Source organism: Pseudomonas sp. S2_F07 (genome assembly GCF_054668325.1).
The window spans coordinates 1,626,063-1,649,792 of the sequence record NZ_CP162758.1 but is presented as its reverse complement, the minus strand read 5'-3'; the positions used below and the strand labels follow the sequence as shown (position 1 = coordinate 1,649,792).

Below are 23,730 nucleotides of genomic sequence, written 5' to 3'. Positions count from 1 at the left end.
CCCGCTCCCACAGGGAATTGTGTCGGGTTACTGAACCGATTCCTGGCTTTTGAGCGTCTGCTCCAACGCCTGCACGCAGCGTTCTTCAGCGGTATCAAGCTCGAGTTTCATCTGTTCGATGTCGAGCATTTGCTGTTCAAGCTGCTCCCTGCGCTCGCTGATTTTCGCCAGCATGCTGTGCAGTTGCTTGGTGTTACCGCTGGACGGGTCGTAGAGTTCGATCAGTTCGCGGCATTCCGCCAGCGAGAAACCGATGCGCTTGCCCCGCAGGATCAGCTTCAGGCTGACCTTGTCGCGGGGCGAGTAAATGCGTTCCTGGCCACGGCGCTCGGGGCTGAGCAGGCCTTGCTCTTCATAAAAGCGAATGGCGCGGGTGGTGATGTCGAGCTCGCGGGCGAGGTCGGAAATGCTGTAGGTCTGGCTGCTCATGGGCGCGCTCGCAAAAGGTCATGGCGCTAAGCTAATGTCAGGTTGACGTTTACGTCAAGGGGCGAAAAAGGATCGCAGCCTGCGGCAGCTCCTACAGGAAAATGCATATCCATGTAGGAGCTGCCGCAGGCTGCGATCTTTTGAACGGCTTTACACCGTTTTAGTGTCGAGCTTTTTCTCCTGCGCCGTCACCTGCTGGCACAACTCGATCATCTGCTCGCGCATCCAGCGGTTTGCCGGGTCCTGGTCGGTGCTTTCGTGCCAGTAGAGGTGGGTTTCCACCGGCGGCACGTCGTTGACCGGCAGATTAAAGGCGTGCAGATCGTTACGGCGGGCAAAGCGTTCCGGCACGGTCATGACCATATCGGTCTGCTGCATCACCTGTGATGCCATCAGGTAATGCTGGGAGCGCAGGGCGATCTTGCGCTGGATGCCCATCTTGCCCAGCGCCAGGTCGACATAGCCGAGGCCGCTGCGGCGGCTGGAAATATGGATGTGGGTCAGGCCCAGGTAATCATCCAGCGTGAGTTTCTCCTTGCCCGCCAGCGGATGCCCCTTGCGCATGGCACACACGTAGCGGTCCTCCATCAACTTGACGTGACGCACCTGCGGGTCGGTGTTGAGCGGCGCATCCACCGCAAAGTCGAGGCGACCGGCCGCCAGCTCCTTGGTGGTTTCCCGGCGTTTGGACAGGAAACTTTCGATGATCACCGCTGGCGCCAGGCGGCGCAGGCGCTGGAACAGCGGCGGCAGGATCACCGCTTCGGTGAGGTCGGTCATGCTGATGCGATAGGTCTTGACCGCTTGCTGCGGGTTGAAAATACGGCTTTCCTGCACCGACACGCGCAGCAGCGAGAGCGCGTTGCGCACCGGGCCGATGATGTTCTGCGCCATGGGTGTGGGCACCATGCCCTGGGCGGTGCGCACGAACAACGGGTCGTTGAAGGTCTCGCGCAACCGGGCCAGAGCGTTCGACACCGCTGGCTGGGTAATGCCCACAATCTGCCCGGCACGGGTCAGGTTGGCTTCGGTGTAGATCGCGTCGAAGACGATGAAAAGGTTGAGATCGACCTTGCTCAGATTCATTACGCGGCTCTCTTATTGTGTGGGCGGACTGACCGTGACGATCAGTCGATCATATATCGGTGATGAATGTTTATACACGCCGAGAATAGGCTAGGTAAATTATCAACGCTGTTCTAGCATCGATACATGACCTAAACAACCTCCCCCAAGAAGGTATCTCGCTCATGGATTTCGCTTATTCGCCCAAGGTTCAGGAACTGCGTGAGCGCGTAACAGCGTTCATGGACACCTACGTCTATCCCGCCGAAGCCGTGTTCGAGCGCCAGGTCGCCGAGGGCGATCGCTGGCAGCCGACCGCGATCATGGAAGAACTCAAACTCAAGGCCAAGGCCGAGGGCCTGTGGAATTTGTTTCTGCCTGAGTCCGAGCTTGGTGCCGGCCTGACCAACCTCGAATACGCGCCATTGGCGGAAATCATGGGCCGTTCGCTGCTCGGGCCAGAGCCGTTCAACTGCTCGGCACCCGACACCGGCAACATGGAAGTGCTGGTGCGTTACGCCAACGAAGAGCAGAAACAGCGCTGGCTCGAACCCTTGCTGCGCGGCGAGATCCGCTCGGCGTTCGCCATGACCGAACCGGACGTAGCGTCCTCCGACGCCACTAACATGGCCGCCCGTGCCGTGCGCGATGGCGACGAGTGGGTGATCAACGGCAAAAAATGGTGGACGTCAGGTGCTTGCGACCCGCGCTGCAAGATCCTGATCTTCATGGGCCTGAGCAATCCCGACGCACCGCGCCATGCCCAGCACTCGATGATTCTGGTGCCGGTGGATGCGCCAGGCGTGAAGATCGTGCGTCCGCTGCCGGTGTTCGGATACGACGATGCGCCTCATGGTCACGCTGAAGTACATTTCGAAAACGTGCGGGTGCCGTACGAAAACGTCCTGTTGGGCGAAGGACGCGGCTTCGAAATCGCACAAGGTCGCCTTGGCCCTGGCCGGATTCACCACTGCATGCGTTCGATCGGCATGGCCGAGCGCGCACTGGAACTGATGTGCAAGCGCTCGGTGAGCCGTACTGCGTTCGGCAAGCCTCTGGCACGTTTGGGCGGCAACATCGACAAGATCGCCGACTCGCGGATGGAAATCGACATGGCACGTCTGCTGACGTTGAAAGCGGCGTATATGATGGACACTGTCGGCAACAAAGTGGCGAAAAGCGAGATCGCGCAGATCAAGGTCGTCGCGCCGAACGTGGCGCTGCGGGTGATCGACCGGGCGATCCAGATCCATGGCGGGGCAGGGGTTTCAAACGATTTCCCGCTGGCCTACATGTACGCGATGCAGCGCACCCTGCGCCTGGCCGACGGCCCGGACGAAGTGCACCGTGCGGCGATCGGCAAGTTCGAAATCGGCAAATATGTGCCGAAGGAGATGATGCGCAGCGGGAATTAAGAAAAGCTAAAAGTTCGCAGCCTTCGGCAACTCCTACAGGATATGCGTACATCTGTAGGAGCTGCCGAAGGCTGCGATCTTTTCAATACACCCAAACCTCAACCCGCCGATTCTTGATCCTTCCCTCATCGGCGCTATTGGCCGCCACCGGCATTTCGGCACCGAATCCGCGAATTTCGCGAAACACCACGCCGCTCTTCACCAACTCCCGTCGTACCGCCATGGCCCGCAGCTTCGAGAGCAGATCGGCGCGCGTCGGGTCGCTCTTGGCATCGCCAAAACCCACCAGTGTCACTTGCCCGGACATTTTGTCTTGCTGCTTTATATAGTCGAGCACTCGCGTCAGGTCTTGCCGCGCTTTGTTGTCCAGGCTGGCACTGCCTTCTTCGAAGCGAAAATTCACCGACAACCGTTGGGCATGACGACTGAGGGACTGGTATCCCTCGGGCATCAACGCATTGGGGGTAACGGCCATGGCCTGGACGGTCTGGGCAATAAAGCCGTTGGCGGCGACAATCGCTTGCCCTTTGCTGCTTTGGGCATAGGCCACCAGCGCTTGGGCCCAGGGATTTTTTTCCGTCGGTGGCAGGTAAAAGAACAACCGACGGGACAGCGGATAATCTTCGGTGGCAATCAGGCTGTTGAGCGGCGGCATGGCTTGTGATTGACCGTCGATAATGGCCACGGCCTTGGCTTGGCGCACGTAGGGCAAGCCGATAAAACCGATGCCTTGCGGGTCTGCGCTGACCGCATCGGACAGTTGCTCGCTGGACTCGAAGCGTTTCGCCGCGCTGCCGAGGGTTTTCCCACGGCCGCTAAGGACCAGTTCCTTGAAGGTGTCGTAGGTCCCGGACTGATCATCCCGCGCGTACAGATGAATCGGCCCGCCGCGACCGCCGATGTCTTCCCAGGACTTCACCTCGCCACTGAAAATGCGCGCCAGTTGCACGGTGTCGAGTTGGTTCAGCGGATTGTCCGGGTGAAGGATGATCGCCAGGCCATCGATGGCGATGACCTGTTCGGCGCTCGGGCTTTTCAGGTCGCCGAGGGATTGCAGGCTGGCCAGTTCGCTGTCCTTGATCGGGCGCGACGAGGCGGCCAGATCGGCGCTGGCTGTTTTTAGTGCGGTGAAACCGGTACTTGAACCGTGGGCCGCCACTTCCACCACGATCCGACGGCCCTGAACGGTTTCGCCAACGATGCGCAGTTCGTTGGCGGCGTTCGGGGTTTCCCGATGGATCTTGCGCAGGCCCTGTTCACTGAGCAGGCCCTCGACCAGCGCCGGTCCCAATGCCGCGCCGATGGTGTTGGAACCCTGAATCCGCAGCACCGTGCCGTGTTCGGGTGTCGGCAAGTCGCCGGCCGAGGCCGCTTGCGACAAGCCTGTGCACAGCATCATCAAGAACAACACGCGCAGCATCATGCCGGCACCTTACATAACCAAAGGAGGTGTCGGGAGATTAAGTCAGTAAGGTTTCCGAAAGATGACAGTCAAAAGATCGCAGCCTGCGGCAGCTCCTACGGGCATATGTAGGAGCTGCCGCAGGCTGCGATCTTGTGTTTTTTAGCTCAATTCAAGCCAGATCGGCGCATGGTCCGAAGGTTTTTCCATGCCACGCAGTTCGTAGTCCACACCGGCGGCCTTCACCCGTGGCAGCAAGCCGTGGGAGGCGAGGATCAGGTCGATGCGCAGGCCGCGCTTGGGCTCGTCTTCGAAGCCACGGCTGCGATAGTCGAACCAGCTGAAGGTGTCGCTCACGTCCGGGTTCAGGTGACGGAAACTGTCCACCAGGCCCCAGTTCTTCAGGCGGGCCATCCACTCGCGCTCTTCCGGCAGGAAGCTGCATTTGCCGGTTTTCAGCCAGCGCTTCATATTGTCCGGACCGATGCCGATGTCGCAGTCTTCCGGGGAAATGTTCACATCGCCCATCACCACCAGCGGCTGGTCGTTCTTGAACTGGCTTTCCAGCAATTGCTGCAAGTCGCCGTAGAAGCGCTCCTTGGCCGGGAACTTGGTCGGGTGGTCGCGGCTTTCGCCCTGTGGGAAATAACCGTTCATGATGGTCACCGGCACACCGTTGGCGTCGGCGAAGGTGCCCCAGATGAAGCGCCGCTGGGCGTCTTCTTCATCGGTGGCAAAACCTTTATGCAGGGCCAGGGGCTCCTGGCGCGAGAGCAGGGCGACGCCGTAATGGCCTTTTTGCCCGTGGAAATACACGTGATAACCCAGGGCCTGCACCTCGGCCAGCGGGAACTGTTCGTCGTGGACCTTGGTTTCCTGCAAGCCGATCACATCGGGCTGGTGCTTTTCGATCAGCGCCGCCAGCTGATGGGGACGGGCACGCAGCCCGTTGATGTTGAAGGAAACGATCTTCATGGTCGGCAGTCCTGGCAAAAGGGCGATGCTAGCTGACATGTGGGAATCGGGCCAGTGTGGGGTGAGGGGATTCGGCTGTGCCTGTCAGTTGTGTATGGGCAGTGATGGCCCTTTCGCGAGCAAGCCCGCTCCCACAAAAGCAAGGCCGGCTCATCACCTGTGGGAGCGGGCTTGCTCCGGGCGGCGTTCCGACGAAGGCGATTACATTGCCTACACTCATTTCGGATCTGTAAGGAACTGTGTCAGCACCGACAGGCTCGTAACAACAAGAGCGCAGCCGCCCGAGCTGTGCTGGGGAGATCAACCGTCATGCCCGAAACCTCGACCGCCATCGCCGATATTCACATGCTCGACAGCGGTTACGCCCGCGAAGCGCGTTCGCTGCTGTACCAGGCTTATCGACACGAGCCGACCTTCGGCTATCTGTTCGAAGCCGAGCGCCCCGGCTATGAACAGCGGGTTCGCGCCACCGTGCGCGAACTGGTGAGCCAGCACTTTCTCCAGGACCTGCCGGCCATCGGCCTGCTGGTCAACGACCGCCTGATCGGCATCGCCCTGATCGCACCGCCGCAACGTCGTCTCGGCGTCACCGAAAGTTGGGCCTGGCGCCTGCGCATGGTGCTCAGCACGGGATTTCGCTGCACCCGTCGCTACCTCGAATATCACGCTGCCGTGGAGGCCTGCGTGCCGAACGAATCGGTGCACGTCCTGCCGTTGCTGGGGGTTCATCCACAGTTCCAGGGCAAACACTTCGGCGAACAACTGTTGCAAGCCGTGCACAACTGGTGCGCCGTGGATGAAAACTCACAGGGCGTGATCCTCGATACCGGGAACCCTCGCTACCTGGAGTTCTATAAGCGCCAGGGCTATCAGGAGATTGGTGAAGTTGCCGTAGGACCGATTCGCGAGCACGTGTTTTTTCACCCCAATCCCCAGGTGTTACATACTGCAACCGCTTGATCGGCGAACTTTCCGGGTAAGTCAGGCTCTATCACGCTCTCAAGCTCGTGATAGCATCCGCGCCTATGAAGTTTCCAGGAAGAATTACCAGTGGTGTGCTGATGCTGATGACCAGCTGCGCAGCGCTGGCACAAAGTGAATTGGATGTGCGGATCAAACCGTCCAATGATGAGCTGAAGGCCAATATCGAAGGCTATATCGGCAACCTCGGCGATCGCGATGAAGAAGCGTTGCTGCGCTTCAGCCGTGGCGCCGAAGAGCAGGCGCGCAAGGCCGCCCAGGCCTTGGGTTATTACCAGCCGCACATCGACAGCGAAGTGAAGGGCGGCGAAAAGCCGCGCCTGGTGCTTACGGTCGACCCCGGCGAGCCGGTGCACTTGCGCAACGTCACGGTGCGTGTCGACGGTCCGGCAGCTTCCCTCAAGGCCTTTCGAATCCCCAAGGGCGACACGCTCAAGCCCGGTGCCGTGCTCAACCATGGGCATTACGAGGACGCCAAGCGTCTGATCCAGAATCAGGCTTCGCGCTATGGTTTTTTCAGCGGCCGGTTCACCCGTTCAAAACTGTCGGTCGACCCCCGTGCCGGCGTCGCCGATATCGAACTGATCTATGAAAGCGGTCCGCGCTATACCCTGGGCAAGGTCAGTTTCGAGGGCGATACACCGTTCGATGACGACCTGCTGCAACGCATGGTGCCGTTCAAGACCGGCACGCCGTATGACTCGGAACTGATCGCCGAACTCAATCAGAACCTGCAATCGAGCGGCTACTTCGAAGGCGTTCGCGTGGACGCGGCACCCACGGCGTCCAGGGACGAAGCAATCCCGGTGGACGTCAAGCTCGAAACCCGCAAACCGCGGACCATGGGCCTGGGCCTTGGCTTTTCCACCGACGTCGGTCCACGGGCCAAGGCCAACTGGACCCGGCACTGGGTCAACGCGCAAGGGCACAGTTATGGCTGGGAAACCGAAGTCTCGGCACCTCGGCAAAACGTCGGGCTGTTCTACGACATTCCGCTGGACCCGCCCCTGACCGACAAACTGCGTTTTGCCGGTGGCTACCAGAATGAAGACATCGCCGATAAGGAAAGCCACAGCAAGCTGCTGACCCTCGGTCCCGAGTGGCACAGCAAGTTGCCCAGCGGCTGGCAACGGGTGGTATCGCTGAAGTGGCAGCGCGAGGATTACCAACTGGGCGACGACTCGGGACTCAGTACCTTGCTGATGCCCGGTGTGAGCTATTCGTACCTCAAAAGCGACAACCGCATCGACCCGCACAACGGCTATCGCCTGCAATTCGAATCCAAAGTGGCCAAGGAAGGTTTGGGTTCCGACAGCAACCTGCTCTACGGCACGGCATTGGTCAAAGGCTTGACCACGGTGTTCGATAAACACCGCTTCCTCGGGCGGGTGCAGGTCGGCGGCAGTGCCACCAACGGCTTCAAATCGGTACCGCCATCGTTGCGCTTCTTCGCCGGTGGTGACCAGAGCGTGCGTGGCTACGATTATCAGAGCCTGTCCCCGGAAAACTCCGACGGCGACCGCATCGGTGGTCGCTACATGGTCGCCGCCAGTGCCGAATATCAGTATTCCGTCGCCGAAAAATGGCGGGTCGCGACCTTTGTCGATCAGGGCAATGCCTTCAACACACTCGAACTGCCGAACCTCAAGACCGGGGTCGGTATCGGCGTGCGCTGGGTATCGCCGGTGGGGCCGATCCGCCTCGACCTGGCCCACGCGCTGGACGACGATGGCGGCATTCGACTGCACTTTTCCATGGGGCCTGAGCTGTGAAGCGTGGTTTGAAAGCAACACTGCTGACAATGGCTGCGCTGGTGGCAGTGGTTGTCCTGACGCTGGCCACGGTGCTGGGCACGGCGACGGGCAGCCGCTGGGCGTTGGGCTTCGTGCCGGGCTTGACCCTGGACAACTTCCAGGGCCGGTTGGGCGGGCAGTGGAGTGCCGATCGGGTGCTGTGGCAGCAGGACAGCAACCAGGTTGAGCTGAGCAAAGTGATTTTCGCCTGGTCGCCGTTGTGCCTGACGCGAATGACCCTGTGCATCGAGCAGTTGCAGGCCGATCAGGTCAGCCTGACGTTCCCGCCGGGTGCCGAAGAGCCAGACAGCGGCCCGATAACGCTCCCGGAACTCAAGTTACCGTTGGCCCTCGAACTGGGGGAAATCAAGGTCGGCAGCCTGTTGTTCAACGGCAGCGAAGAACTCAAGGGTTTGCAACTGGCGGCGCACTGGACGGCGGCCGGCTTGAAGATCGACGCGGTGTCGATACAGCGCGATGACCTGAGCCTGAACCTGTCCGGACTGCTGCAACCCTCCGGCAACTGGCCCCTCAGCGCCTCCGGCAAACTGACGCTGTTGTCGACGCCAGAACCCCTGGCGCTGGCGCTGAAAGTCGATGGCGACCTGCTCAAGACCCTGAACCTGAAAGCCGACAGCAGCGGTTACCTCAACGGGCAACTGACCGGCGAACTGCAACCACTGGTGGAAAACCTGCCGGCCAAGGTGCGGATCACCGCCGATGGCTTCAAGCCCAGTGCCGATCTGCCGGATACCCTGCAACTCAATCAGCTGGAACTCACCGGCGCTGGTGACCTGAAGAACGGCTACGCGCTGCTCGGCAAAGCCACGCTGCCCGCCGAACAAGGGCCAGTCGCCCTGGCGCTGCAAGGCAAGGTTGACGCCAAGGGCGCGCAGATTGCCGCGCTGGACCTGACCGCCAACGACAAGCAAAGCCTCAAGCTCACAGGGCTTGTGGATTGGAGCAAGGGCCTGAGCGCCGAGGCGAAGATCGACTGGCTGGATTTCCCGTGGCACAGGCTCTATCCGCTTATCGACGAACCGCAAGTTGCGCTTCGCACGTTCACCGGCGAAGTCTCTTACACCGACGGCAAGTACCTCGGGCATTTCGTCGCCGCGGCGGACGGTCCGGCCGGCGCCTTCACCCTGGCCAGCCCGTTCGCGGGCGACCTGACGAAAATCTACCTGCAACAGATTCAACTCCAGGCCGGGCAGGGCAAGGCTGAGGGGCACCTGAACCTGCAATTCGCCGATGGCATTGCCTGGGACACCGCGCTGGATCTGTCGGCGATCAACCCTGCGTACTGGGTTGCGGAGCTGCCAGGCACACTGGCCGGGCCGTTGCGCAGCACGGGCGAGCTGAAAAACGAAACGCTCAGCCTCAATGCCGACCTGGATCTCAAGGGCAAGCTGCGCGGTCAGCCAGCGGTGATCCAGGCCAAGGCCGACGGCCGTGGCGAGCAATGGAACCTCAATACCCTGCAAGTTCGCCTCGGCGACAACAGCATCAGCGGCAAAGGCAGCCTGCAACAGAAACTCGCCGGCCAGATCGATCTCAAGCTACCGCGCCTGGCCCAGCTCTGGCCGCAACTGCGCGGCCAGCTCAATGGCCGCGTGGATGTCGCCGGCACGCTCAAGGCGCCCCAAGGCAAGCTTGACCTGCAAGGCTCGCAACTGGTTTTCCAGGACAATCGCCTGCAAAGCCTTAACCTGGACGCCACGCTGGACAGTGCGCAACGGGCGAAAATCGGCCTCAAGGGCAGCGGCATCCAGGCCGGCGACACTGCACTGGGAACCCTGACCGCCAGCGGCCAGGGCGACATCAAGAACCAGAAGCTGAGCCTCGACCTGCAAGGGCCGAAGCTGAAACTGGCGCTGGGGCTGGACGGTGCGCTGGACAAAGGCAACTGGCGCGGGCGCCTGGCCAGTGGTGATATCCAGGCCGGTGGCCAGGACTGGAAGCTGCAAGGGCCGGCGAAACTCGAACGCCTGGCGGACGGCAAGATCAGCTTTGGAGCCCATTGCTGGGCATCCGGCCAGGCCAGCCTGTGCGGTGAAGACTCGCGCCTGATGCCCGAGCCAAAGTTGCGTTATCACCTCAAGCAATTCCCGATCGACAGTCTCGCGCAGTGGTTGCCGAAGGATTTCGCCTGGCAGGGCCGGCTCAATGCCGACCTGCAACTGGACCTGCCGGCCAGTGGCCCGAACGGCCAGGTCAGCGTCGATGCCGGCGGCGGCACATTGCGCATCAAGGACAAGGACCAGTGGCTGGACTTCCCGTACCAGACCCTGAAACTCACCAGCAAACTCACGCCCAAGCGCATCGACAGCGAGCTCAACTTCGTCGGCGGCAAACTCGGCGAACTGATGGTGCAAGCGCAGCTCAATCCGCTGCCAAAGAACAAGCCGTTGAGCGGCTCGTTCCGTTTGAGCGGGCTGGACCTGTCGGTGGCGCGACCGTTCGTGCCGATGGTCGAGAAACTGACCGGGCGCTTGAATGGCAGCGGCACGATTTCCGGTGGGCTGCTGGCGCCGCAGGTCAATGGCAGTCTGCAACTCAGCGACGGTCAGATCTCCGGGCCTGAATTGCCGATGGAGCTGAAAAACCTGCACGTTCAAGCGCTCATCGCCGGTGAAAGCGTGCAATTGAACGGTGGCTGGAACAGCGGCAAGGCCGGGCAGGGCAGCCTGAATGGCAACATCGCCTGGGGCCAGGCGCTGGTGGTGGACCTGGCGCTCAAGGGGGCGCAACTGCCGGTCACCGTCGAGCCTTACGCCAAGCTGGAAGTGGCACCGGACCTGAAGATCTCGATGAAGGGCGACGAACTGGCCATCGCCGGCAAAGTGCTGGTGCCCGGGGGCGACATCACCATTCGCGAGTTGCCGCCGTCGACGGTCAAGGTTTCCGATGACACGGTGATCATCGGTCAGCAGACCGAGGAGGGCAAAGCACCGCTGGCAATGAAGATGGACATCGAAGTGCTGGTCGGCGAGGACAAGCTGAGCTTTGCAGGATTTGGCCTGACCGCAAATGTCCAGGGGCATGTGCACATCGGCGACAACATGGACACCCGCGGCGAACTGTGGCTTAACGACGGCCGATATCGCGCCTACGGCCAGCGGCTTTCGGTGCGCCGGGCGCGCTTGCTGTTTGCCGGGCCCATCGATCAGCCGTACCTGGACATCGAGGCCATTCGCAAGACCGACGACATCATCGCCGGCATTCGTTTGAGTGGCAGCGCCGAACAGCCGACCACGCAGATCTTCTCCGAGCCGGCCATGAGTCAGGAGCAGGCCCTGTCCTATCTGGTGCTCGGGCGTCCGCTGAGCAGCAATGGCGAAGACAACAACATGCTCGCCCAGGCGGCTCTCGGGTTGGGCTTGATGGGCAGCTCCGGGGTGACCAGCGGCATCGCCAAGAACCTGGGCATCCAGGACTTCCAGCTCGACACCCAGGGCAGTGGCGACGCCACCAGCGTGGTGGCCAGTGGCAATATTTCCGAAAAGCTCAGCCTGCGCTACGGTGTCGGCGTGTTCGAACCGGCCAACACCATTGCCTTGCGCTACAAGCTGAGCAAGAAGGTCTACCTCGAAGCCGCGGGTGGCGTGGCCAGTTCGCTGGATATCTTCTACAAGCGGGATTTCTAGTCCCTTCAAAATCAAAAGATCGCAGCCTTCGGCAGCTCCTATAGGGTTTTGTGTACACCTGTAGGAGCTGCCGAAGGCTGCGATCTTTTTGCTTATATCCGATGCCTTTAGTCAACTAAATACAAAGCTTCCTAACTATTGCGTTGACATTCGCTGCTTAGGCAGTAATATCTCGACATACATTCACTGCCTAGGCAGCTAATTGGTGGTCAGATGAAACATTTCTCTCCAGACGATTTCCAGAATTGCCATCTCGGTTTGTTGCTCGGACGCGCCGCGCTGCTCAAGGACCGGATCATCGACACCCACATGGAACCCCACGGCATCACCGCCGCGCAGTTCAAAGTGTTGATCATCATCGCCCAGTTCGGCGTCGATTCGCCGGGCGAGTTGTGCCGTCACCTGTCCCTGGACAGCGGCTCGATGACGCGCATGCTCGATCGTCTGGAACAGAAAGGTTTCCTTGCCCGGCAACGCTCCGAGGCGGATCGTCGTCAGGTGCAGTTGGTACTGACCGAAGAAGGGCAGAAGCTGGCCGACCGCCTGCCGAACATCGGCGCCGAAGCCATGAATGAACTGGCCGGCGCCATCACTCCGGACGAACTGAAAACCCTGGAGCTGATCCTGAAGAAAATTCTGGTGGCAGCCGGTGACGCGATCACCCTGCTGCGGGTAGGTGACAAATGAGCAGTAACCCCTTGCGTACCGGCCTGAGCCTGGTGCTGTTGGCCATGAGCGTCGCCGGTTGCGCCAGTTACAGCGGCCTGAAAACCGAAGGTGTCAGCCTTGACGCGAAGACCCTCAAGGCCGGGCAGTCCCTCAGCGGTGTGACGTTGTCACCCGCGGCCTGGCCGAAAAGCGACTGGTGGAAAAGCCTCGGCGACCCGCAACTCGACGGCCTGATCCGCGAGGCCTTGCGCGACAGCCCGGACATGCAGATCGCCGACGCCCGTGCCCATCAGGCCAGCGCTGCCGCTTCCGCCGCCGACGCCGAGCGGATGCCGACCCTGGATGCCAGCGCCGGTGTCAGTCGCTCACGCCTGGCCCGGGACCAGGATCCGCTCGGGCAGGGTGACGCGTACGCCACCGTGCGCAACATCAGCACCAGCTTCAACTACAACTTCGACCTGTGGGGCGGTCAGCGCGATGCCTGGGAAGCGGCCCTCGGCCAGGCCCGCGCCGCCGAAGTCGACCAGCAGGCTGCGCAACTGACCCTGGCCGCCGATGTCGCCCGGGCCTATAGCGATCTTGGCCAGGCACACATCGTCTATGACCTGTCCAGCGAAGACCTCAAGCGCACCCGGCAAATGCTCGACCTGAGCCAGCGACGCCTGACTGCCGGGATCGACAGCCAGTACCAGTTCCAGCAGACCGAAAGCCTGGAAGCCACTTCCCAGGCCAACCTGATCGACGCCGAAAAGCGCTTGAACAGCGCGAAAATCGCCCTGGCCGTTCTGCTCGGCAAAGGCCCGGACCGCGGCAATGAAATTGCCCGCCCGAACATTCTTCAGCCGGGTGCGGTAGCGCTACCTTCGGTGCTGCCGGCCGAGTTGCTCGGGCGCCGCCCGGACCTGGTGGCCGCGCGCTGGCGCGTCGAAGCGGCGAGCAAAAGCATCGACGCCGGCAAGACCCGGTTCTATCCCAACCTGAACCTCAGCGCCGCTGCCGGTGCCGAATCCTTGCTGGGCGATGCGATGTTTGGTTCGGCCAGTCGTTTCTTCAACATTGCACCGACGATCTCGGTGCCGATCTTCGACGGTGGCCGTCTGCGTGCCGACCTCGATTCGCGCGACGCCGATTACGACCTCGCCGTGGCGCAGTACAACAAAAGCCTGGTCAAGGCGCTGGGGGATGTCAGTGACAGCATCAACCAGTTGCGTGATATCGGCCGGCAGATCGCTGCCCAGCGGCACGCCACCGACATAGCCCAGGATTCCTACAACACCGTGGTCCAGCGTTACGGTTCCGGCATCGGCAACTACCTGGACGTGCTCAGCATCGAGCAGCAATTGCTCCAGGCCCAGCGCCAGCTGGCCAACCTGAATGCCGAGCAGATTGACCTGTCGATCCAACTGATGCAGGCGCTGGGCGGCGGTTTCCAGCCTGAGGCCATCGCCTCGGCCAGCGCCACGCCAGCCACGTTGACCCACTAATTCAAGGAACTTGTCATGGCCACTGCCGATACGACCCAACCTCCTGAAAACACCCAGGGCAACCCCAATTCGGGAAAGCGCAAGTTCATGCTGCTGGTCCTGGCCGCCGCCGTCGTGCTCGGTGGCGCGGGCGTCTGGGCCTACCACGAGTTCTACGGGCGCTGGAGCGAAAGCACCGACGACGCCTATGTGAACGGCAACGTGGTGGAAATCACCCCGCTGGTCACTGGCACCGTGGTCAGCATCGGCGCCGATGACGGCGATCTGGTCCATGAAGGCCAGGTGCTAGTGAACTTCGACCCGAACGACGCCGAAATCGGTCTGCAAAATGCCCAGGCCAACCTGGCGCGTACCGTGCGCCAAGTGCGTGGCTTGTACAGTGATGTGGATGGCATGAAGGCCCAGGTCAACGCCCAGAAAGCCGAAGTGCAAAAGGCCCAGGACAACTTCAGCCGGCGCAAGAATCTCGCCGCCGGCGGGGCAATTTCCCAGGAAGAGCTGTCCCACGCCCGCGATGACCTGACCTCGGCGAAAAACGCCCTGGCCAATGCCGAACAGAAGCTCAAGACCACCAGTGCGCTGGTCGATGACACCGTGGTTTCATCGCACCCGGACGTGATGGCCGCCGCCGCGCAACTGCGTCAGGCCTATCTGAACAACTCGCGCAGCGTCCTGATTGCACCGGTCACCGGTTACGTGGCCAAGCGTTCTGTACAGCTTGGTCAGCGTGTACAACCGGGTACCGCGCTGATGGCGGTGATTCCCCTGGATCAGCTGTGGATCGACGCCAACTTCAAGGAAACCCAGCTGCGCGACATGCGCATCGGCCAGCCAGTGGAGATCGAGACTGACCTGTACGGCAGTAGCGTGAAATACAGCGGCACCATCGACAGCCTCGGCGCCGGGACCGGCAGCGCCTTTGCCCTGCTGCCGGCGCAGAACGCCACCGGCAACTGGATCAAGATCGTGCAGCGCGTGCCGGTGCGGGTCCACGTCAACGCTGAGGAGCTGGCCAAACACCCGTTGCGGGTCGGTCTGTCGACCATGGTCGATGTGGACCTGCACGACCAGAGCGGGCCAGTGCTGGCGCAACAGCCGCCGCAAAAGGCTTCGTTCAGCACCAATGTCTACGACCGTCAGTTGGCCGAGGCCGATGCGATGATCACCCAGCTGATCCACGACAACAGCGCAGCGGTCAGCAAGACCGCGCAACGCTGATATGCCATTACATCGACCCTGTGGGAGCGGGCTTGCTCGCGAAGGCGGAGCGTCAGGCGACATCCATGTCGAGTGTGCCGACCTCTTCGCGGGCAACCCCGCTCCCACAGGGTTAGCTGCGTCTGTAACAGGCACAGCGCCAGATCAGCTCCAAAGGATTCGCGATGAGCAATAACGCGTCTTTCACACCGCCCAGCCTGTTGCTCAGCACCATCGGCCTGTCGCTGGCGACCTTCATGCAAGTGCTCGACACCACCATTGCCAACGTGGCGCTACCGACGATTTCCGGCAACCTGGGCGTGAGCTCGGAGCAGGGCACCTGGGTCATCACCTCGTTCGCCGTGAGCAACGCCATCGCCTTGCCGCTGACCGGTTGGCTCAGTCGGCGTTTCGGCGAGGTGAAGCTGTTTGTCTGGTCGACACTGCTGTTCGTGCTGGCTTCGTTCCTGTGCGGGATTTCCACCTCGATGCCGGAACTGGTGGGCTTCCGGGTACTGCAAGGGGTAGTGGCCGGGCCGCTGTACCCGATGACCCAGACCCTGCTGATTGCGGTTTACCCCCCGGCGAAGCGGGGGCTGGCGCTGGCGCTGCTGGCGATGGTCACGGTGGTCGCGCCGATTGCCGGGCCGATCCTCGGCGGCTGGATCACCGACAGCTACAGCTGGCCATGGATTTTCTTCATCAACGTGCCGATCGGCCTGTTCGCGGCATGGGTAGTGACCCAGCAGATGAAAAAGCGCCCGGTGGTCACCAGCCGCCAGCCGATGGATTACGTCGGTCTGATCGCACTGATCATTGGCGTCGGGGCGCTGCAGATCGTGCTCGACAAGGGCAACGATGCCGATTGGTTCGAATCCAGCTTCATCGTGATCGGCTCGGTGATTTCGGTGGTGGCCCTGGCGTTTTTCGTGATCTGGGAAATGACCGACGAACACCCGGTGGTCAACCTGCGCCTGTTTGCCCATCGCAACTTCCGCTACGGCACCATCGTACTGATCCTGGGCTATGCCGGGTTTTTCGGGATCAACCTGATTCTGCCGCAGTGGCTGCAAACGCGGCTGGGCTACACCGCAACCTGGGCCGGTTTTGCGGTGGCGCCGCTGGGGATCCTGCCGGTGCTGCTGGCGCCGTTTGTCGGCAAATACGCACCGAAATTCGACATGCGCCTGCTGGCGGGCGGGGCGTTCCTGGCCATCGGCCTGAGCTGTTTCATGCGCGCCGGCTTCACCAATGAAGTGGACTTCCAGCACATCGCACTGGTGCAGTTGTTCATGGGGATCGGCGTGGCGCTGTTCTTCATGCCGACCCTGACCATCCTGCTCTCGGACCTGCCGCCGAGCCAGATTGCCGACGGCTCCGGCCTGGCGACGTTTTTGCGGACCTTGGGCGGCAGTTTTGCGGCGTCGCTGACGACCTGGATCTGGATTCGACGGGCTGATCAGCATCACGCCTACCTGACCGAAAGCATCACCCCGTTCGATCCGGCGACTCGCGAAGCATTGACCAACCTGGGCGGGGCAGGGGCCAAGGCCTACACGCAGCTGGAGCAGACTGTGATCAGTCAGGCGTACATCATGTCCACGGTGGACTACTTCACCCTGTTGGGCTGGATGTTCATGGGTTTGATACTGATTGTGTGGCTAGCCAAGCCGCCGTTTACTGCCAAGGCGGGGCCTGCTTCGGCAGGGCACTGACTAGCCAAGATCGCAGCCTTCGGCAGCTCCTACAGAGGCATGTGTACACTCTGTAGGAGCTGCCGAAGGCTGCGATCTTTTGATCTTTAAGGCGCTGCGAAATCAAACGGCGCCAGCGCAAACCCTTGCTCATCCACCTGCAACGCCCACCCTTGACGATCCCAATCCCCCAGCACAATGCGCCTGGCCGCTTGCTCGCCAAGCTGCAACTTGTGAATCGCGGGACGGTGGGTGTGCCCGTGGATCAAGGTCTTCACGCCGTATTCCTGCATGATCCGCGGAATCTCTTCGGGCGTGACATCGACAATGTCGTTGGCCTTCATCCGCGTTTGCGCGCGGCTTTCACTGCGCAGCTTGCGCGCCAGCTTGTGCCGGGTGCGCAGCGGCAGATGCCGCAGGATGAACAGGGTAATCGGGTTGCGCAGGTAGCGACGCAGCTTCATATAGGCTTCGTCGCGGGTGCAGAGGCTGTCGCCGTGCATCAGCAGCACCGGCTCGCCGTTGAACTGCACGACACTCGGATCTTTCAGCAAGGTGCAGCCGGCTGCTTTGCAGAAGGCCTTGCCGAGCATGAAGTCGCGATTGCCGTGCATCAGGAAAATGGCCGTGCCGCTGTCGCTTAACTCGCGCAGGGCCTGGCAGATGGAGCGCTGGAAGGGTGTCATGGCGTCGTCGCCAATCCACACCTCGAAGAAGTCGCCCAGAATGTACAACGCACTCGCCGAGCGGGCGCGTCCGGCGAGCAAATCCAGAAACGCCCGGGTAATGTCCGGGCGCTCCTCTTCCAGATGTAAATCTGAAATCAGCAATATCACTCAATGATCTCGGCTTTCTCGATGATCACGTCGTCTGCTGGTACGTCCTGGTGGCCGGACTTGGAAGTGGTGGCCACGCCTTTGATCTTGTCGACAACGTCGGTGCCTGCGGTCACTTTACCGAATACCGCGTAGCCCCAGCCCTGAACGTTCTTGCCGCTGTGGTTCAGGAAGCTGTTGTCGGCCACGTTGATGAAGAACTGTGCGGAAGCCGAATGCGGCTCCATGGTGCGGGCCATGGCGACGGTGTACTTGTCGTTGGAAAGACCGTTGTCAGCTTCGTTCTGGATGCTTGGGCGCTTGTCTTTCTTTTCTTTCATGCCTGGCTCGAAACCGCCGCCCTGGATCATGAAGTTACCGATGACACGGTGGAAAACGGTGTTTTCGTAGTGACCGGCTTTAACGTACTCGACGAAGTTGGCCACGGTGATCGGGGCCTTCTCGGCGTTCAGTTCGAGGACGATGTCGCCGTGGTTGGTAGTCAGTTTGACTTGGGTCATGATCAACACTCTTTTAGGGAGAAGCATACTTTATGAATTCGTGGTTTTGGGAGGTTCCATCCCGCAACCGGTTCAGCCTGTCTCGGCCAAGGTGCGCAGTTTAGCGTGACAGGCGCGAATTTCGAGGCTGTTTTTTCATTTACGGCCTATTAAATGCGACGGTTTACAGAGTGCGCTCTGTCAGGTACTTGACGGCATCGGCTATGATAGCGGCTTTGTTTTGTCCGGCCTTCATTACGGCCACGCACTTGTACGTTCAAGGATCCTATGAGCAAGCCCACTGTCGACCCTACCTCGAATGCCAAGACCGGCCCTGCCGTGCCGGTCAACTTCCTGCGGCCGATCATCCAGGCAGACCTGGACTCGGGCAAGCACACGCAGATCGTCACCCGTTTCCCGCCTGAACCCAACGGCTACCTGCACATCGGCCACGCCAAGTCGATCTGCGTGAACTTCGGCCTGGCCCAGGAGTTCGGCGGCGTCACGCACCTGCGTTTCGACGACACCAACCCGGCCAAGGAAGACCAGGAATACATCGACGCGATCGAAAGCGACGTCAAATGGCTGGGCTTCGAATGGTCCGGCGAAGTGCGCTACGCCTCGCAGTATTTCGACCAGTTGCATGACTGGGCGGTGGAGCTGATCAAATCCGGCAATGCCTACGTCGACGACCTGACCCCTGAGCAAGCCAAGGAATACCGTGGCAGCCTGACCGAGCCGGGCAAGAACAGCCCGTTCCGCGAGCGCAGCGTCGAAGAGAACCTGGACCTGTTCGCCCGCATGAAAGCCGGCGAGTTCAAGGACGGTGCGCGGGTGCTGCGGGCCAAGATCGACATGGCCTCGCCGAACATGAACCTGCGTGACCCGATCATGTATCGCATCCGTCACGCGCACCACCACCAGACCGGTGACAAGTGGTGCATCTACCCGAACTACGACTTCACCCACGGTCAGTCGGACGCCATCGAAGGCATCACTCACTCGATCTGCACCCTGGAGTTCGAAAGCCACCGTCCGCTGTACGAGTGGTTCCTCGAGCATCTGCCGGTGCCGGCCAACCCGCGCCAGTACGAGTTCAGCCGCCTGAACCTGAACTACACCATCACCAGCAAGCGCAAGCTCAAGCAGTTGGTCGATGAAAAGCACGTCAACGGTTGGGACGACCCGCGCATGTCCACGCTGTCGGGTTTCCGCCGCCGTGGCTACACGCCGAAATCGATCCGCAACTTCTGCGAAATGATCGGCACCAACCGTTCCGACGGCGTGGTGGACTTCGGCATGCTCGAATTCAGCATCCGTGACGACCTCGACCACAGCGCCCCGCGCGCCATGTGCGTGCTGCGTCCGTTGAAAGTCGTGATCACCAACTACCCGGAAGGCCAGGTCGAGAACCTCGAACTGCCGTGCCACCCGAAAGAAGACATGGGCGTGCGCGTCCTGCCGTTCGCTCGCGAAATCTACATCGACCGTGAAGACTTCATGGAAGAGCCGCCGAAGGGCTACAAGCGCCTGGAACCGGCCGGTGAAGTGCGCCTGCGCGGCAGCTACGTGATCCGTGCCGACGAAGCGATCAAGGACGCCGATGGCAACATCGTCGAACTACGCTGCTCGTACGATCCGGACACCCTGGGCAAGAACCCGGAAGGTCGCAAGGTCAAAGGCGTGGTTCACTGGGTACCGGCCGCGGCCAGCGTCGAGTGCGAAGTGCGTCTGTACGATCGTCTGTTCCGTTCGGCCAACCCAGAGAAGGCCGAAGACAGCGCCAGTTTCCTGGACAACATCAACCCTGATTCGCTGCAGGTACTCACCGGTTGTCGTGCTGAACCCTCGTTGGGCAATGCACAGCCGGAAGACCGTTTCCAGTTCGAGCGCGAAGGTTACTTCGTTGCTGATTTGAAGGACTCGAAACCAGGTCAGCCGGTATTCAACCGTACCGTGACCCTGCGTGATTCGTGGGGCCAGTGATTTAGCGTCAAGGAACTAACGTGCTAACGATCTACAACACGCTCACCAAGAGCAAAGAAGTCTTCAAGCCGCTCGATGGCAACAATGTGCGCATGTACGTGTGCGGCATGACCGTGTACGACTACTGCCACATTGGTCATGGCCGCAGCATGGTCGCGTTCGACCTGGTGACCCGCTGGTTGCGGTTCAGCGGTTACAACCTGACTTATGTGCGCAACATCACCGACATTGAAGACAAGATCATCAATCGTGCGAAGGAGAACGGCGAGCCGTTCGACGCGCTGACCGAACGCATGATCACCGCGATGCATGAGGACGAGGCGCGCCTCAACATCCTCAAGCCGGACATGGAACCACGTGCCACGGATCACATTCCGGGCATGCTGAGCATGATCCAGACCCTGATCGACAAGGGTTATGCCTACGCCCCGGGCAATGGCGACGTGTACTACCGCGTCGCCAAGTTCATGGGTTACGGCAAGCTGTCGCGCAAGAAGATCGAAGACTTGCGCATTGGCGCACGGATCGAAGTCGACGAGTCCAAGCAGGACCCGCTGGACTTCGTGCTGTGGAAAGCCACCAAGCCGGGCGAGCCGAGCTGGGAATCGCCATGGGGCGCCGGGCGTCCGGGCTGGCACATCGAGTGCTCGGTGATGTCCACCTGCTGCCTGGGCGAGACTTTCGACATTCATGGTGGCGGCAGCGACCTTGAGTTCCCGCACCACGAAAACGAAATCGCCCAGAGCGAAGCGGCCACCGGCAAGACCTACGCCAACGCGTGGATGCATTGCGGCATGATTCGCATCAATGGCGAGAAGATGTCCAAGTCCTTGAACAACTTCTTCACCATTCGCGACGTGCTCGACAAGTACCACCCGGAAGTCGTGCGTTATCTGCTGGTGTCGAGCCACTACCGCAGCGCGATCAACTATTCGGAAGACAACCTCAAGGACGCCAAGGGCGCCCTGGAGCGTTTCTACCATGCGTTGAAGGGCCTGCCGAGCGTGGCGCCGGCTGGCGGCGAAGCGTTCGTCGAGCGCTTCACCCAGGTGATGAACGACGACTTCGGCACGCCGGAAGCCTGTGCGGTGCTGTTCGAGATGGTCCGCGAGATCAACCGCCTGCGTGAGAGCGATCTCAACGCAGCGGCCGGTCTGGCAGCCCGTTTGAAAGAACTGGCCAGTGTGCTGGGTGTGTTGCAGCTGGAAGCCGATGACTTCCTGCAAGCCGGCGCCGAAGGGCGCGTGGACGCAGCTGAAGTCGAGGCGCTGATTGCTGCGCGCCTGGCGGCGCGTGCCGGTAAAGACTGGGCCGAATCCGACCGCATCCGCGACCAGCTCACCGCCATGGGCGTGGTGCTGGAAGACGGCAAGGGCGGCACGACCTGGCGTCTGGCTGACTGATTGCTTGATCCGCTGTAAAACAAAACCCGCCTTGTGCGGGTTTTTGTTTTTTTAAAGTCAAGAGATCGCAGCCTTCGGCAGCTCCTACAGGGAGTGCATCGTACCAATGTAGGAGCTGCCGAAGGCTGCGATCTTTTGATCTTCGCTTTCAACCTTCCAACTGGCGCAACCGCTTGTAAAGGGTATTGCGACTAACCCCCAACCGCCGGGCCAGATACGAAATATTCCCCCCCGCCGCCTGCAACTGCCGATTCAAATCCTCGGCATCATTCAGATCCACGGCCAACGGTTCCGGCGTATCGACCGGCTCCATCTCCAGATCGACAAAAAAATCATCCGGCAAATGCTCCGGCCTTATCGGCTGTTCCTCGGCCATCGCCAGCGCCACCTGCATCACGCTGCCGACCTGGCGCAAGTTCCCCGGCCACGGGTGGCGGTCGAACAACTCCAATACCTCGCGGCTCAGTCCAGCCCATTGGCTGGGTTCGCGATGCTGTTCCCACAGGCGTTTAAAAAGCGCTTCTTTGTCGCTGCGTTCTCTTAATGGTGGCAGTTCCAGGGTCAGGCCACCGATGCGGTAATACAGGTCTTCACGAAACCGCCCCAGTTGTACCTGTTCGCGCAACGAGCGATTGGTCGCGGAAATGATGCGCAAGTCCACAGGGAACAACTCGCTGCTGCCCACCGGCTGCACGCAACGCTCCTGCAACACCCGCAACAGGCGCGCTTGCGTTGGCAGTGGCATGTCACCGATTTCATCAAGGAACAGCGTGCCCTTGTCAGCCTTTCGAATCAGCCCGATGCTGCCTTTCTGGTTGGCGCCGGTGAATGCGCCTTTCTCATAACCGAACAACTCGGACTCCACCAGTTCGGCGGGAATCGCTGCACAGTTGACGGCAATGAACGCTTGTTTGCTGCGCGAGCTGGCCTGATGCAGGGCTTTGACGAACACTTCCTTGCCGACCCCGGTTTCACCGTGGATCAGCAAGGGAATGTCTTTTTCCAGCAAGCGCTCGGCCTGACGCACGGCTTTTTCCACGCGACTGTCGCCGAAATGCAGGGTGTTGAGGCTGATGGAAGCGGGTGCGGCTACAACCGGCTCCGCGAATACTCGGGGTTGAATCGATGCCTGTTTCGGCCGCTTCAACAGGCACTGGAAGCGATTGCGTCCCGAGGTTTGCAGGGCGAAGGGCAGGCCGTCGGGCTGGTTCAGCAATTCCAGCAGCGAGACCTTGAACAGGCTTTCGACACTGACCCGCGACAGGCTGATGCCCAGCAGATTGTCGGCCCGGCGGTTGGCCGACAGCACCTGTCCGGTCTCATCGAATATCAGCAAGCCCGCCCATTGGCTGTCGAGGTTGTTTAGCCCGGTGTTGAACGTCAGCTGGAAATGCTGGCCATGGAACAGGTTGAGGATCAGCCGGTTTTCCACGGTCTGGCTCATCATCTTGACCATGCCCAGGGTGTGGGAGGGCGGCAGGTAGCTGTCGCTGGAAACGTCCAGCACCGCGATCACCTTGCGCTCGGCATCGAAAATCGGCGCGGCGGAACCGGTCATGAAGCGGTTGGCCTTGAGGAAATGTTCGTCATGTTCGATGTGCACCGCTTGTTCGCAGGCCAGGGCGGTACCGATGGCGTTGGTGCCGGTGCAGCGCTCCATCCAGCTGGCGCCGGCGCTGAAACCCCGGGCCAGTTTCGGTTCGATAAAGCGCTGGGTGCCCCAGGACGTCAGCACCTGGCCCTGATGGTCGGCGAGCATGATCAGGCAATTGGAATTGCTCAGGATGTTCTCGTAGTAGGGCAGCACTTCCTGATGGGTGGTTTGCACCAGTGAGTGCTGGCTCTCCAGCAACTGCGCGATGCCTTCAGCCGGCAACTGGTCGAACGCCGGGGTGCTCTGGTGATCGAGGCCGAACGCGCGGCAGCGGGACCAGGAGTCCTGGATGATGGCGTCGTGGGATAGCGCGGTGGCAGGTACGGCCATGACAGTCAGCCTCTGAATCAGCATTTTTATTGTTTTTATGGTGCATGCGATCCCCTGTAGGAGCTGCCGCAGGCTGCGATCTTTTGATCTTAAAAAACAAAATCAAAAGATCGCAGCCTGCGGCAGCTCCTACAGGGGTCGTGAACAGTCCATAGAGTGTTGTTCACTATTGTTCATTGTCAATCGGTGAACTGTTCAATTGTTCATTTGTGATTGTTCATTTGTGTTCAGCATCGAACGCGGTTTTGCCGTCATCTTCGGGAATTTCAAGCGCAATCAATAGCTTGAGTT

17 protein-coding genes are annotated in these 23,730 nt (G+C 60.8%); 10 read left to right on the top strand and 7 right to left on the bottom strand.

Features of this window, described 5'->3' with window-relative positions:
- Positions 1–27: 27 nt before the first annotated feature.
- Together AB4O40_RS07450 and AB4O40_RS07445 are read right to left on the bottom strand one after the other, a co-directional pair.
- Positions 28–429, bottom strand: coding sequence for a MerR family transcriptional regulator (locus AB4O40_RS07450; RefSeq protein ID WP_046037804.1), 402 nt, complete (start codon positions 427–429; stop codon positions 28–30).
- Positions 430–579: 150 nt separating this feature from the next.
- Positions 580–1,515 (bottom strand): LysR family transcriptional regulator, encoded by a 936-nt coding sequence (locus AB4O40_RS07445; RefSeq protein WP_223542110.1) that lies wholly within the window; start codon positions 1,513–1,515, stop codon positions 580–582.
- Between the two features lie 164 nt (positions 1,516–1,679).
- Here AB4O40_RS07445 and AB4O40_RS07440 point away from each other — a divergent pair, with 164 nt between their 5' ends.
- On the top strand, positions 1,680–2,909 hold the full coding sequence (locus AB4O40_RS07440) for an acyl-CoA dehydrogenase (RefSeq protein WP_223542111.1): 1,230 nt from the start codon (positions 1,680–1,682) through the stop codon (positions 2,907–2,909).
- A gap of 82 nt (positions 2,910–2,991) precedes the next feature.
- On the opposite strand, the gene AB4O40_RS07435 is transcribed toward AB4O40_RS07440, so the two are convergent.
- Both AB4O40_RS07435 and xthA read right to left on the bottom strand, forming a co-directional pair.
- A complete protein-coding gene (locus AB4O40_RS07435; RefSeq protein WP_460055204.1) occupies positions 2,992–4,332 on the bottom strand; it encodes a substrate-binding domain-containing protein in 1,341 nt (446 codons plus the stop codon).
- Between the two features lie 141 nt (positions 4,333–4,473).
- Complete coding sequence (gene xthA, locus AB4O40_RS07430; protein ID WP_056724077.1) at positions 4,474–5,286, bottom strand: exodeoxyribonuclease III; 813 nt, start codon at positions 5,284–5,286, stop codon at positions 4,474–4,476.
- A 309-nt stretch (positions 5,287–5,595) separates the two neighbouring features.
- On the opposite strand from xthA, the gene AB4O40_RS07425 reads away from it, so the two are divergent.
- The 7 genes from AB4O40_RS07425 to AB4O40_RS07395 all read left to right on the top strand — a co-directional run bounded on the left by AB4O40_RS07425 (position 5,596) and on the right by AB4O40_RS07395 (position 16,772).
- Positions 5,596–6,246: a GNAT family N-acetyltransferase gene (locus AB4O40_RS07425; protein WP_056724079.1), complete on the top strand. Its 651-nt coding sequence runs from the start codon at positions 5,596–5,598 to the stop codon at positions 6,244–6,246.
- Between the two features lie 65 nt (positions 6,247–6,311).
- Complete coding sequence (locus tag AB4O40_RS07420; protein WP_223542113.1) at positions 6,312–8,039, top strand: autotransporter assembly complex protein TamA; 1,728 nt, start codon at positions 6,312–6,314, stop codon at positions 8,037–8,039.
- A complete protein-coding gene (locus tag AB4O40_RS07415; RefSeq protein ID WP_460160140.1) occupies positions 8,036–11,707 on the top strand; it encodes a translocation/assembly module TamB domain-containing protein in 3,672 nt (1,223 codons plus the stop codon). Before AB4O40_RS07420 ends, AB4O40_RS07415 begins: the two co-directional genes overlap by 4 nt.
- 213 nt (positions 11,708–11,920) lie before the next feature.
- Positions 11,921–12,394, top strand: a complete 474-nt coding sequence (locus AB4O40_RS07410; protein WP_223542115.1) for a MarR family winged helix-turn-helix transcriptional regulator — start codon at positions 11,921–11,923, stop codon at positions 12,392–12,394.
- Positions 12,391–13,860 (top strand): efflux transporter outer membrane subunit, encoded by a 1,470-nt coding sequence (locus AB4O40_RS07405; RefSeq protein WP_056724086.1) that lies wholly within the window; start codon positions 12,391–12,393, stop codon positions 13,858–13,860. Before AB4O40_RS07410 ends, AB4O40_RS07405 begins: the two co-directional genes overlap by 4 nt.
- Before the next feature lie 15 nt (positions 13,861–13,875).
- Complete coding sequence (locus AB4O40_RS07400) at positions 13,876–15,078, top strand: HlyD family secretion protein (protein WP_223542117.1); 1,203 nt, start codon at positions 13,876–13,878, stop codon at positions 15,076–15,078.
- 164 nt (positions 15,079–15,242) lie between these two features.
- Positions 15,243–16,772 carry a DHA2 family efflux MFS transporter permease subunit gene (locus AB4O40_RS07395; protein WP_460055212.1) on the top strand — a complete coding sequence of 510 codons (1,530 nt, stop codon included), beginning with the start codon at positions 15,243–15,245 and terminating at the stop codon, positions 16,770–16,772.
- An 86-nt stretch (positions 16,773–16,858) separates the two neighbouring features.
- Here AB4O40_RS07395 and lpxH read toward each other — a convergent pair whose 3' ends face one another.
- Both lpxH and AB4O40_RS07385 read right to left on the bottom strand, forming a co-directional pair.
- The gene (lpxH, locus tag AB4O40_RS07390) at positions 16,859–17,587 is read right to left on the bottom strand and encodes a UDP-2,3-diacylglucosamine diphosphatase (protein ID WP_056724094.1); all 729 of its coding nucleotides are present in this window, start codon (positions 17,585–17,587) and stop codon (positions 16,859–16,861) included.
- A complete protein-coding gene (locus tag AB4O40_RS07385) occupies positions 17,584–18,087 on the bottom strand; it encodes a peptidylprolyl isomerase (protein WP_034146890.1) in 504 nt (167 codons plus the stop codon). Before AB4O40_RS07385 ends, lpxH begins: the two co-directional genes overlap by 4 nt.
- 267 nt (positions 18,088–18,354) lie before the next feature.
- Here AB4O40_RS07385 and AB4O40_RS07380 point away from each other — a divergent pair, with 267 nt between their 5' ends.
- Complete coding sequence (locus tag AB4O40_RS07380) at positions 18,355–20,052, top strand: glutamine--tRNA ligase/YqeY domain fusion protein (RefSeq protein WP_056724095.1); 1,698 nt, start codon at positions 18,355–18,357, stop codon at positions 20,050–20,052.
- 20 nt (positions 20,053–20,072) lie between these two features.
- Entirely contained in the window at positions 20,073–21,455 is a 1,383-nt protein-coding gene (gene cysS / locus AB4O40_RS07375; protein ID WP_223542119.1) for a cysteine--tRNA ligase, read from the top strand.
- A gap of 148 nt (positions 21,456–21,603) precedes the next feature.
- On the opposite strand, the gene AB4O40_RS07370 is transcribed toward cysS, so the two are convergent.
- A complete protein-coding gene (locus AB4O40_RS07370; RefSeq protein WP_460055217.1) occupies positions 21,604–23,439 on the bottom strand; it encodes a sigma-54-dependent Fis family transcriptional regulator in 1,836 nt (611 codons plus the stop codon).
- Positions 23,440–23,730: the final 291 nt, after the last annotated feature.